This is a genomic window from Candidatus Dechloromonas phosphoritropha (assembly GCA_016722705.1).
Taxonomy (GTDB): Bacteria; Pseudomonadota; Gammaproteobacteria; order Burkholderiales; family Rhodocyclaceae; genus Azonexus; species Azonexus phosphoritrophus.
In genome coordinates, this window is sequence record JADKGN010000001.1 from 782,359 (window position 1) to 793,621 (window position 11,263).

Here is an 11,263-nt window from a genome sequence, read left to right on the forward strand (position 1 = left end):
TGCCGGAGCCAACTCGGACCGGCTGTTATCGTCGATCGAGTTAAGCACATGAACAAACGCACGCGATGGATCGTCGCCTTTACGTTGCTGGCCATCGCCGCGGCGTTTCTGCTGCCTGCCATGCCGCAACCCGTTGAATACCATGATTTTGCCGATCACCGGCACGCTTTCGGGGTCGCCAACTTTCTCGATGTCGTCTCCAACCTCGCCTTCCTGATCGCGGGAGTCGCGGGCCTTGCAGTCGTCATCGGCGGCCGCGTGCGGTTCGAGTTCGCCAGCGAACGCTGGCCGTTCGTGGTCTTCTTTTCTGGCGTTCTGCTGACCGCGCTCGGATCGGCCTACTATCACCTCGCGCCGGACAACGAGACCCTGTTCTGGGATCGTCTGCCGATGACGATCGCCTTCATGGGACTGGTATCAAGCCAGATCGTCGATCGGATCAATGTGCGCGCGGGACTCTTGTTGCTGCTGCCGATGCTGCTGCTCGGCGTGGCGTCGGTCGTCTATTGGCGGGCGACGGAACGCATGGGGGCGGGCAATGTCCTGCCCTATGGAATTCTGCAAGGATACTCCGTCATTATCCTGCTCCTGCTGGCCAGACTGAATCCGTCCCGCTATACTCGCGGCCGCGATATCTACTGGGTTTTTGGCTGCTACGTGCTCAGCAAGCTCCTCGAGACCTTCGATCGCGAGCTACTGGCGATCGGTCATTTCGTCAGCGGCCATACGCTCAAGCACCTTGCGGCCGCTGCTGCTGCAATCGTTGTTTGTCACATGCTGGTGAACAGGAGCCTCAAAGAGGTTTCCGTATCGGCGGGCTGAGTGCCAGGGGCTGGTGACCCAGCCGACTGTTGATGGAACAAGGGAAAACCCGGAAAGAAAGCAGATGCGCTACGTCTACATATCTCTGATTGTCGTGGTAACGGCGGTCGTGTTGCTGTTCAAGATACAGAACTTCGAGGCGGTTACAGTCTCGTTTTTTGGTGCGGGTATTACGATGCCCACGTCCTTGCTGATCATTGTCGTGTACATTTTGGGGATGGTCTCGGGGAGTGCGTTGCTCGGTTTGCTGCGCGGCTGGGCCAAGGGTGCGATGCGCCAAGGCGAATGACACCGAGCCGTCATGGTCGATTTTTTCTTCTGATTGAAAGGAGTTTGTAATGAGCAATTTCTGGGATTTCGTCATGCTAATCGCATCGACCTTCCTTTTCGTGGCCTATCTCCTGATCCTGTTCAGGATCATTGCCGATCTCTTCCAGGACAGCGAACTGGGAGGCGGCTCCAAGGCGTTGTGGCTCATCGGCCTGATTTTCCTGCCGATGTTGACGGCACTGGTGTATGTGATTGCTCGCGGCAAGAGCATGGCGGGACGGCAACGCGCCGCATTCGAGCGGTCGCGCTCCGAAGCGGAGTCCTACATCAGGCATGTAGCCGGAAAATCGCCTGCCGAACAGATCGCTGACGCCAAGGCGCTGCTCGAAAACGGTACGATCAGCCAAGAAGAGTTCGTCAAGCTCAAGGCAAAGGCACTCGCCTGAATTTTCCTTGCCGGGGGGACCCCCCGGCAATCCAGTCTGTGCGTGCTACGAGTCGGATCGGCTCTCGATGGTGCCGGCGGCAATAGCAGCGACGAGTTGGGCGTGATCCCGGTCGTTCTGGTCGGCGTAGAGACGAGCGAAGTTGCCGATCCCTTGGTCAAACTTCTTGCCCTTGCCGATGTAGGCACTGATGGCGGCGGGGTCGCCGGTGCACCCATGGGCCTTGGCGAGAGCCTCGCCGCACGCGGTGGCGATCTCGATCAGGTAGGGGCCAAGGAGTTCGATGGTCGGGATGATCTTCATGTCGCGGAACTGGCGCACGTAATAGTCCCGCCCGCGCAGGGAGCCCCAGCCGGCGAAGATGTCGGTAGCGCTTTGCAGGGCCCGTTTGCCGCTGATCACCCGCTGGCCATTGTTTTCATGTCGGCCGGGCTGGGTGTGGGCCTCGTACACCGAGGCAGCAGCCTGCTTGACCTGGAGGAACAGCGGATCGTCGCCGCTACGGCCCTCGAGCAACACCAGATAGACGCGCATGCCGACACTGCCGACCCCGACGACCTGACGGACCACATCGACGAGTGTAAAACGGTCGAACAGCTGTCGCCGGCCCTCGTGCATGGTCAAGCGATACCCGGCGAAGAGCTGGTCGACCAGATCGGCCTGCTCGTCGTCGTCGATGGTGACGCGAACCGGTGGATTCTCGTCGATCCGGGGCCGCCCGTTGACCATGCTGGTGAGCTTGGCGAATGCGCCCAGACTGGTTCGCACACGCGCTTCTCTCTCGATATGGATCGACACGAGCCCACGGTCGGCTGGTTTGAAAAATCTCACCAGGTTGTAGACATTGATCTTGTCGTACCAGATGTCCAACTCCGGCGCGTCGACATATCTGCTCATGCGTTTACGGTAGGCCGAGGCGGCGGCTACTACTGCCGCCTCGGCGGTGCGCGCCTTGATCCCGCATGCACGGGCCGCCACCACCAGACTCGCCGCCAGACGCTTGAGATCCCACTCGAAGGGACCGGGATGGGTCTCGTCGAAGTCACGCAGGTCGAACAGCAGGTTCCGCTCCGGCGTCGCCCAGAGGCCAAAGTTGAGGACGTGGGCATCGCCGCAGAGCTGAACCTCCAGGCCGCTGTGCGGCTGCGACGCCAGGTCGGCGGCCATCACCGCCGCCGCCCCGCGGTAGTAGTTCCACGGCGACACCGCCATGCGTCCGTACCGGAGAGGCACCAGATCGGGCACGCGGACCAGGTTCTGGCTGGCGAGCGTAGCGAGCGCGTCGTGCCCGCGGGCCGTCTCGTCCCAGTGCCCCTGGGCGCCGGGCGCTACCCGTTGGCGGGCGGCCTTGCCCGCCGCTTTCCGCTCCTTGATGGTCGCCGGGAAGTCGTGGAGTCCGGTAAGCGGAACATCTGCTGTCGGCGGTGTGGGTTCTGTCATGGTGTTCCTTTCGTTGAGATCGACTTCAGGTTCGGCTCCCAGGCACCGAAGTCGTATCGCCAGGGACGGAAAATCGGAGAATAGTATCGTTGACCGCGTCAGCGACCGTCAATTGAAAAATTTTTCGCGAGTGATGACAGCCTCCACCAACGCCGATCTGCCGCTGCCGGCGACGCTTCTGATCCGCGAACGGTCGCGGCGCTATTCGCCACACAAGAGGCGCATGCGGCGCTCGGCGAGCGTGAACGCTTCGTCGGCATCGGCCTTCAACGCCTGCGCCTTGGCCTGTTCACAGGCACTCGTTGCCGCTGGGTAGGATGCCCTGACTGCAAAGCAAAAAGATGATTCTCGAAATCGGCCGCATTGTGCGACCATTCCAAGCATTCAGGACAGTCCGTCCAATCGATCCCTGGAGCCTCTGATGAGCGCGCCCTCTGCCACCCTTCCCTCTTATGTCACACTGGTCAGCCATGCCGGTTCGAGATTCCGGCTGTGGTGGATGGACAAGCTGTTCCGCCTGGCGGTCAAGCGCGCCTTCAAGTACGACGCCGAGATCCAGTTTCTGCGCGACCGGCAGGCCGCGCTGGATCTCAAAATGGCCAAAATCGACCCGGAAATGCAGGTACGGGCAATCGAATGCAACGGCACTCCGGCCGAATGGATCACCCTGCCCGAGTCACGGGAGGACAAGGTCATCTTCTACATTCACGGCGGCGCCTGGATGTTCAAGTTTCCGCGCCTGCACCACGCCATGGTGGCGAGCTGGTGCCGGCGGATCAGGGCACGCGCGCTGATGGTCGATTACCGCCTGGCGCCGGAATTCCGCTTTCCGACCGGCGTCGAGGATGTGTGGGCAGCCTGGCAATGGCTGATGGCCCAGGGCATTTCAACGCGGGACGTCATCATCGGCGGCGATTCGGCTGGCGGCAACCTGGCCCTCGCCCTGCTGCACCGGATCAAGGCGGCCGGTCAGCCGATGCCGGCATGCGCCGTCATGCTCTCGCCCTTCGTCGACTTCACCCTGAGCAGCCCGAGCATGGTGACCAACGAAAAGCGCGACCCGATGTTCACCACATCGGCGATGGTCGGCCTGCGCCATCACTACATCACGCCGGAAGAAATGCTGTCGCCCGATGCGTCATCGCTATTCGGCGATTTCAGCGGCCTGCCGCCACTCTTCTTCCAGTCCAGCGAAAGCGAGATGCTGCGTGACGATTCACTGCGCGCCGCGGAACGGGCACACGCGGCCGGTGTCGCCGTCGAGGTCGAGTTGTGGGTCAACGTGCCGCACGTCTTTCAGGGACTTCAGGCGCTCTCGCACGGCAAGGCGGCGCTGGAAAGGATTGCCGACTTCGTCACGCGGCATACCGACTGGGACTGCCGCAATCCGCAACTGCCACTGCAGCAACCGGAATCGACCGCGCCGATCGCCTGAACAGATCAGTTCTTGCGCACGACGATGCTGCCGATCGAATAGCCGGCGCCGAAACTGCAGATGACGCCGATGTCGCCGGACTTGAGATCCTGGCTGTGGCGGTGGAAGGCAATGATCGAACCGGCCGAGGCCGTGTTGGCGAATTCATCCAGAATCACCGGCGCTTCGTCGGCGCTGGCTTCGTGGCCGAGCACGCGCCTGCCAATCAGCTGGTTCATCGCCAGGTTTGCCTGATGCAGCCAGAAACGGCGCACGCCGGCGGCGGTCAAACCAAGCCCCGCGAGCTGACTGGTGATATGGTCGGCAGCCAGCGGACAGACCTCCTTGAATACCTTGCGCCCTTCCTGGCGGAACAGTTGGTCGCGATCGTCCGGATTGCGGTCCTCGCAGCGCCAGAGGAAACCGGCGTTGTTGCGGATGTTGTTCGAATATCTGGTCGCCAGCTTGCTGCCGAGGACTTCCCAGGTGATCGCGGCCTTTGCCGTGTCGGCGCGTTCGACCACCAGCGCGGTGCACACGTCGCCGAAGATGAAGTGGCAGTCGCGGTCCTTCCAGGCGAGATGGGCCGAGCAGATTTCCGGACTGACCACCAGCGCGGCGCGCGCCGAGCCGGTCCTGACCGCATTGATCGCCTGTTCCAGCGCGAAGGTTGCCGAGGAACAGGCAACGTTCATGTCGAAGGCGTAGCCGCCGGCGCCGAGCGCGCCCTGGATCTCGACGGCCATCGCCGGGTACGGGCGCTGCATGTTCGAGGCGGCACAGAGCACCATGTCGATATCGGTGGCATCACGCCCGGCCGCGGCAAGCGCCTCGGTGGCCGCAGCCACGGCCATCTCCGCCATCAGCGAAAGTGAGTCATCCGGACGCGGGGCGATGCGCGGCCGCATGCGCGCCGGGTCGAGGACGCCGGCCTTGTCGACGACGTAACGCTGCTTGATGCCCGAAGCCTTCTCGATGAACTCGACGCTCGATTCGGGCAGCGCATTGACATCGCCGACGGCGATGGCCAACGCGTTTTCCTCGTTGAAACGCCGGGAATAGGCGTTGAAGGCAACGACCAGCTCGTCGTTGGTGATGACTTCGGGGGCGACCCAGAGGCCGGTACCGCTGATGACTACGTTATGCATGGGACAAGACCGATGAAATTGTTCAGGCATAACGATAGCACAGGCGCCCTCCCCGCTACGCATCCGCCGCCTTCCGCCTTGCCCGTGCGCCGCAGCAACTTTGCTGGCGCCGGTTGCGGTCGACGCCGAAAAAGCGGCAAAAAATGGCCCGGCTGAGAATTTCACCACCAATGCCCGAGCTTATCCGATCCAGCCGGTTGCGATCGATGACCGGGAATTGACCCGGCAAGGGTGTCATACAATGTTGATCTTCCAGTAACAGCCAGGAATGTCTTGGGCGTTCACTGGCAAACGAAAGAACCAATAGTCATGAAGTGGATCGTCCCCCCAGAAAAAGACAGCGCCTCCGCAACGCTCGAAAAGCGCCTGTGGAACGCCGCCGACCAGTTCCGCGCCAACTCGGGCCTCAAGCCGCAGGAATACTCCGGCCCCATCCTCGGCCTCATCTTCCTGCGCTTTGCCGAGCTGCGTTTCACCGTCCAGCTCGGCAAGCTTTCTCACCCCTCGCCCTCTGGGAGAGGGGCCGGGGGCGAGGGCGCGCAGCCATCGCGTCGTGGCAGCCGGGTCGATGAACCCGCCGCCTATCACGCTGAAAGTATTCTCTACCTGAGCCCCGAGGCGCGCTTCGACTTTCTGCTGACGCTGCCCGAGGCGGCCGACATCGGCGCCCGGGTCAACGCCGCGATGCGCGACATCGAAAAGCACAACCCGCAGCTCGCCGGCGTGCTGCCCAAGACCTACAACCTGTTCACCAGCACCCTGCTCAAGGAGCTGCTCAAGAAGGTCTCCGAGATCCCCGCCAGCGTTGGCTACGATGCCTTCGGGCGCATCTACGAATACTTCCTCGGCGAGTTCGCCCGCAGCGAGGGGCAGAAGGGCGGCGAGTTCTACACCCCGGGTTGCATCGTGCTCCTGCTCACCGAGGTCATCGAACCCTTCCACGGTCGCATCCTCGACCCCGCCTGCGGCTCCGGCGGCATGTTCGTGCAGTCGGCGCGCTTCGTCGCCGAGCACCAGAAGAACCCTGCCGCCGAGCTCGCCATCTTCGGCGTCGAGAAGACCGACGAAACCGGCCGCCTGTGCCGCCTCAACCTCGCCGTGCATGGGCTGGAAGGCGACATCCGCCACGGCGGCAACATCAACAGCTACTACGACGACCCGCACAGCGCCACCGGCCAGTTCGACTTCGTCCTCGCCAATCCGCCGTTCAACGTCAACGCGGTGGACAAGGAACGGCTGAAAGACTTGGTCGGCGCCGGCCGCCGCTTCCCCTTCGGCCTGCCGCGCACCGACAACGCCAACTATCTGTGGATTCAGCTCTTCTACTCGTCGCTGAATGCGCAGGGCCGCGCCGGCTTCGTCATGGCCAACTCCGCTTCCGACGCCCGTTCCTCCGAGCAGGAACTGCGGCAGAAGCTGATCAAAGCCCGCGCCGTCGATGTCATGGTCGCCGTCGGCCCCAACATGTTCTACACCGTCACGCTGCCGTGCACGCTGTGGTTCCTCGACAAGCGCAAGGAAAACCTCCCCTCACCCTCCGGGAGAGGGGCTGGGGGTGAGGGTATCAATCGCCGCGACACCGTGCTCTTCGTCGACGCCCGCCACATCTACCGCCAGGTGGATCGCGCCCACCGCGACTGGACGCCGGCGCAGATCGGCTTCATCGCCAACATCGTCCGCCTCTATCGCGATGAGACTCCCGACTTCACGCTTGGCGGTGTCGGCGCGGAAGCCAAGCTCAAGGAAGTCTTCTCCCCTCTCCCACCGGGAGAGGGGCCGGGGGTGAGGGCCGATGCAAGGGCGCCAACCCACAAAGATATCCCTCCGGAACACATTGCATTTGCGCGCCAACTGAGGCAACAGCAAACCGACGCCGAAAACCTGATATGGAACATGCTGCGTGATCGACGCCTGGCAGGTTTCAAGTTTCGTCGTCAACACCCTGCCCCACCCTATGTTCTCGATTTCTACTGCCACGAGGCCAAGCTGTGTATCGAACTCGATGGTGGGCAGCACGCCGAACAGGTGAAGAGCGACGGCCAACGCGATACCACGCTGCAGACCCAAGGCATTCGCACCTTGCGTTTCTGGAACAACCAGGTACTGACTGAAACCGAAAACGTCCTGGAAGCGATTTGGCAGGCTTTGCATGAGGCTCCACCCTCACCCCCAACCCCTCTCCCGCAGGGAGAGGGGCTTGTCTACCGCGACATCCCCGGCCTGTGCAAGGCGGCGACGCTGGCCGAGATCGAAGCCCAGGGCTGGTCGCTCAACCCCGGCCGCTACGTCGGCGTCGCGCCCGGCGAGAACGTCAGCGACGAGGACTTCAAGGAACAACTGGAGGCGCTGAACGAGGAACTGGAGTCGCTGAACCTCCAGGCACGGGAACTGGAACGGACCATCGCCGCGAATGTGGCGGGGATTCTGGAGGCGTGAGGATGGCTGCTTGGAGAGAGTGCCTCCTTGGCGATGTCATGAATCTCAAGCGTGGTTACGATTTGCCACACGGATCGCGGTCAACGGGCGTTTTTCCGGTGGTTTCGTCGTCTGGAGTTACCGATCATCATTCGGAAGCGAAGGTAAAAGGGCCTGGCGTTGTAACTGGTCGATACGGCACGCTTGGTCAGGTTTTTTACATCGAGTCCGATTTCTGGCCACTCAATACCAGCCTGTACGTCCAGGACTTCAAAGGTAACGACCCTCGTTTCATCTCCTATTTCCTTGGCACGCTGAATCTTGGGTCACAAAATGCTGCCGGTGCAGTTCCAGGAGTGAACAGGAACCATCTTCACGCGATGGACGTTCGGGTCCCCCCACTCCCGGTCCAGCAGCGCATCGCGGGCATTCTGTCGGCCTACGACGAACTCATCGAGAACAGCCATCGGCGCATCAGGATTCTGGAGGCGATGGCCCGCGCCCTCTACCGCGAGTGGTTTGTCCACTTCCGCTTCCCCGGCCACGATGCACCCTCATCCCCAACCCTTCTCCCGGAGGGAGAAGGGAGCGAAAACCACCCCTCTCCCTCCGGGAGAGGGGCCGGGGGTGAGGGTACGCCACCCAATCCTCTTGACTTAGCGGTCTGTCATCTAATTTTGGTAACTTTGCCATCTGGCCGCGCCAAGATATAATCGAGCATGTAACCAATTGATATAAATAGGCGTTATATGACGGCCTAAATATGCCAATATCGTTTCACGGCTAACGGACTACATTCATGGCGCCAATTTCCTTGCCGCCGCCCGCCGCGAGCCTCGGTTTTTCACCCGAAACCGTGAATTGCCATTCACGAATCTGATCGCTTTCCTGCTCACCGGCATTCGCGGCGCAGTTCAGGCGGAGCTTGATTCCTGCTTTGCCCTGCTTGCCGGAAGAACCCGCCTTTGTCGGGCGATCACGGCCAGTGCCTTCTCAAAGGCGCGCAGCCATCTGGTCGCCAATCTCTTTGAGCCGCTCAATACAGAATTGCTGCGCCTGGTCGATGAGGTCGTTCCGCAGCAGCCGGACTGGCAAGGCTTGCGGGTCTTGGCGGCGGATGCATCGAAGGTACGTCTGACCTTGCTTGACCTGGAAGGGCGCCGCCATATTCGAGAAGCGGCCATCTTCGGTTTGTTTCGGCCAGGGATCGAATTGTTCGACTCGCTGATTTTGCACAGTTCGCTGGTCGGCGAACGTCAGATGTTGTTTGAGCGGCTTGACCGACTCGGTGCTCAGGACATGCTGGTGCTTGATCGCGGGTATCCGGGTGCCTGGTTGGTCGCGGCGCTGTTGCATCGAGGTATCCCCTTTTGCATACGCTGTGATTCGTCCGCTTCCTTTTCTGCCATCACCCAGTTCATGCGATCCGGAGAAGATGAGGCGCAGGTGACATTGCCGCCACCGCATCGTCAGGATGCCATTGATTACGAGTGTCCGCGTCTGCCTTCTATGGTTCGCCTGATTCGTCAGGTGACGCCGACTGGCAAGGTACGGGTCTTGATGACCTCCTTGCTTGATACCGCGCGGTATCCGGCCACAAGCTTCTCAGCCCTTTATCACAGCCGTTGGCGTATCGAGGAGGCGTTCAAGCGCATCAAACACCGGCTCAATCTGGAGCACACGTCCGGCCTGACTTGGCTGGCCGCCTGCCAGGATGTTGGGGCCAAGATGGTGTGTGACAATCTCAATGCCCTGGCCACCTACCTGGCTGCGGAAGAGCGGCTGCCCAGCGATTCGCCATGGCGAGTGAATCGGACGATGGCCTTCAATACCGTACGTCGTATCTTGCCCCGAGTCTTGGCGGGTGTGCAGCAAATCACCACCCGAGTTACCAAGGAAATCTTCTCGGAAATCGTCAAAAACCTTCAGAAATTTATCCCTGATCGTGCTCGACCTCGGCCAAACCAGCGAAAGCCTCACCTGTCCTTTGCTTACAAACCCGCCGTATGACTATGGACTAAGTTGAGAGGATTGGTACGCCACCCCGCGTCCCTTCCCACCTCGGCGAGATTCCGCAGGGGTGGGAGGTGAAGAAACTCAAGGATGTTGCCCACGTAAACCGTGCGCAGATCAACGCTCGCACCGCGCCAGACGAACTCCACTACATCGATATTTCATCGGTCAGCCCCGGTCAGATTGATTCCGTCACAACCTATGCCTTCGCTGACGCACCGGGACGCGCACGGCGCATCGTGCAGCATGGCGACGTGCTGTGGTCATGCGTTCGCCCGAATCGGCGATCACACGCTCAGGTGATGCACCCTGACGCGAACACAATCGCGTCCACCGGCTTTGCAGTGCTCAGTGCGATGAAAGTTCCATTCACGTTCCTCTACTTCGCAACGACGACCGACGATTTCGTCACCTTTCTCGCGAACAACGCCACCGGCGCGGCCTATCCGGCTGTCAGCGGTGCGACCTTCGAAAAAGCCGAGTTGCTTATCCCATCTCAGCCGCTGCTGAAGAGGTTCGGTGAAGCGACGATTCCGATGGCAGAGCAGATTCACACGCTCCAACGTCAAACCCAAAACCTCCGCCGCACCCGCGACCTGCTGCTGCCGCGCCTGCTCTCCGGCCAGATCGATGTCGAGGCCATTGCCAATGCCTAGCGACGGCCGTATATTCGCTATTCGCGAATAGCGAATGACAGAGGTTCCAGATGGCCCGATCCAAGTCCAACCCGCAAGTCGTGCTGCGTCCGCAGGACTTGGTCATCCTGTTGCGCCTGGCGCTGGAACGCGGCCCGGCGCCGACCTATGCCGCGCTGGCCGCCGAGCTGGGGATGACGGCTTCGGAGGTGCACGCGGCGGTCGAACGGGCGGTCGCCGCCCAGCTCGCGCACAAGGATAACGGCGGCAAGGCAACGGTGATCCTCGCTGCGCTGCGCCTGTTCATCCAGCACGGCGCGCGTTATTGTTTCCCGGCCACGCGCGGCAGCCTGACATGCGGCCTGCCGACCGGTTATGCCGCCGCCCCGCTCAAGGAATCGATCATGCCGGGGACCGACCCGGTGCCGGTGTGGCCGGACAAAAACGGCACAGTGCGCGGCGTGGCGCTTTACCCGCTCTACCCCAGCGTGCCCGAGGCGGCCAGACGCAATCCGGCGCTCTACGAGTTGCTGGTGCTGTTCGATGCCGTGCGCGGCGGCAGCACGCGCGAGCGCGCGCTGGCGCTCGATCTGCTGGAAAAGCGCTTGCAGGAATGAACGCCAACGACCCCAACGTCGCGCTGCTGGAAATCGTCGCCGA

General features: G+C 61.7%; 13 protein-coding genes. 11 read left to right on the forward strand and 2 right to left on the reverse strand.

Annotated elements, in window-relative coordinates; translation table 11 throughout:
- Positions 1-84 precede the first annotated feature (84 nt).
- From IPP03_03850 to IPP03_03860, 3 genes are all read left to right on the forward strand, one after another.
- A complete protein-coding gene (locus tag IPP03_03850) occupies positions 85-822 on the forward strand; it encodes an alkaline phytoceramidase (GenBank protein MBL0351835.1) in 738 nt (245 codons plus the stop codon).
- A gap of 64 nt (positions 823-886) precedes the next feature.
- Positions 887-1,111, forward strand: coding sequence for a DUF1049 domain-containing protein (locus IPP03_03855; GenBank protein ID MBL0351836.1), 225 nt, complete (start codon positions 887-889; stop codon positions 1,109-1,111).
- 49 nt (positions 1,112-1,160) lie between these two features.
- Entirely contained in the window at positions 1,161-1,538 is a 378-nt protein-coding gene (locus IPP03_03860) for an SHOCT domain-containing protein (GenBank protein MBL0351837.1), read from the forward strand.
- Positions 1,539-1,583: 45 nt separating this feature from the next.
- Here IPP03_03860 and IPP03_03865 read toward each other — a convergent pair whose 3' ends face one another.
- Entirely contained in the window at positions 1,584-2,978 is a 1,395-nt protein-coding gene (locus IPP03_03865) for a DUF2252 domain-containing protein (protein MBL0351838.1), read from the reverse strand.
- A 130-nt stretch (positions 2,979-3,108) separates the two neighbouring features.
- Between IPP03_03865 and IPP03_03870 the strand changes: the two genes are divergently transcribed.
- Together IPP03_03870 and IPP03_03875 are read left to right on the forward strand one after the other, a co-directional pair.
- Complete coding sequence (locus IPP03_03870; GenBank protein MBL0351839.1) at positions 3,109-3,294, forward strand: hypothetical protein; 186 nt, start codon at positions 3,109-3,111, stop codon at positions 3,292-3,294.
- Positions 3,295-3,399: 105 nt separating this feature from the next.
- Positions 3,400-4,413, forward strand: a complete 1,014-nt coding sequence (locus tag IPP03_03875) for an alpha/beta hydrolase (GenBank protein ID MBL0351840.1) — start codon at positions 3,400-3,402, stop codon at positions 4,411-4,413.
- Positions 4,414-4,418: 5 nt separating this feature from the next.
- On the opposite strand, the gene IPP03_03880 is transcribed toward IPP03_03875, so the two are convergent.
- Complete coding sequence (locus IPP03_03880; protein MBL0351841.1) at positions 4,419-5,540, reverse strand: beta-ketoacyl-ACP synthase III; 1,122 nt, start codon at positions 5,538-5,540, stop codon at positions 4,419-4,421.
- Between the two features lie 100 nt (positions 5,541-5,640).
- Here IPP03_03880 and IPP03_03885 point away from each other — a divergent pair, with 100 nt between their 5' ends.
- The 6 genes from IPP03_03885 (at position 5,641) to IPP03_03910 (ending at position 11,220) form a co-directional block, all read left to right on the forward strand.
- Entirely contained in the window at positions 5,641-5,799 is a 159-nt protein-coding gene (locus IPP03_03885) for a hypothetical protein (protein MBL0351842.1), read from the forward strand.
- A gap of 50 nt (positions 5,800-5,849) precedes the next feature.
- A complete protein-coding gene (locus IPP03_03890; protein ID MBL0351843.1) occupies positions 5,850-7,976 on the forward strand; it encodes an N-6 DNA methylase in 2,127 nt (708 codons plus the stop codon).
- A 2-nt stretch (positions 7,977-7,978) separates the two neighbouring features.
- Positions 7,979-8,668, forward strand: a complete 690-nt coding sequence (locus IPP03_03895) for a restriction endonuclease subunit S (protein ID MBL0351844.1) — start codon at positions 7,979-7,981, stop codon at positions 8,666-8,668.
- Positions 8,669-8,750: 82 nt separating this feature from the next.
- Positions 8,751-9,965: an IS4 family transposase gene (locus tag IPP03_03900; GenBank protein MBL0351845.1), complete on the forward strand. Its 1,215-nt coding sequence runs from the start codon at positions 8,751-8,753 to the stop codon at positions 9,963-9,965.
- A 77-nt stretch (positions 9,966-10,042) separates the two neighbouring features.
- Positions 10,043-10,624, forward strand: coding sequence for a hypothetical protein (locus IPP03_03905; GenBank protein MBL0351846.1), 582 nt, complete (start codon positions 10,043-10,045; stop codon positions 10,622-10,624).
- Between the two features lie 50 nt (positions 10,625-10,674).
- A complete protein-coding gene (locus tag IPP03_03910; protein MBL0351847.1) occupies positions 10,675-11,220 on the forward strand; it encodes a hypothetical protein in 546 nt (181 codons plus the stop codon).
- The last annotated feature ends 43 nt before the right edge of the window (positions 11,221-11,263 follow it).

Excerpts from the sequence above, each read along its gene's own strand:
- IPP03_03855 (MBL0351836.1), top strand. The coding sequence starts at position 887 with ATGCGCTACGTCTACATATCTCTGATTGTCGTGGTAACGGCGGTCGTG.
- IPP03_03860 (MBL0351837.1), top strand. The coding sequence starts at position 1,161 with ATGAGCAATTTCTGGGATTTCGTCATGCTAATCGCATCGACCTTCCTT.
- IPP03_03865 (MBL0351838.1), bottom strand. The coding sequence starts at position 2,978 with ATGACAGAACCCACACCGCCGACAGCAGATGTTCCGCTTACCGGACTC.
- IPP03_03875 (MBL0351840.1), top strand. The coding sequence starts at position 3,400 with ATGAGCGCGCCCTCTGCCACCCTTCCCTCTTATGTCACACTGGTCAGC.
- IPP03_03880 (MBL0351841.1), bottom strand. The coding sequence starts at position 5,540 with ATGCATAACGTAGTCATCAGCGGTACCGGCCTCTGGGTCGCCCCCGAA.
- IPP03_03890 (MBL0351843.1), top strand. The coding sequence starts at position 5,850 with ATGAAGTGGATCGTCCCCCCAGAAAAAGACAGCGCCTCCGCAACGCTC.
- IPP03_03895 (MBL0351844.1), top strand. The coding sequence starts at position 7,979 with ATGGCTGCTTGGAGAGAGTGCCTCCTTGGCGATGTCATGAATCTCAAG.
- IPP03_03910 (MBL0351847.1), top strand. The coding sequence starts at position 10,675 with ATGGCCCGATCCAAGTCCAACCCGCAAGTCGTGCTGCGTCCGCAGGAC.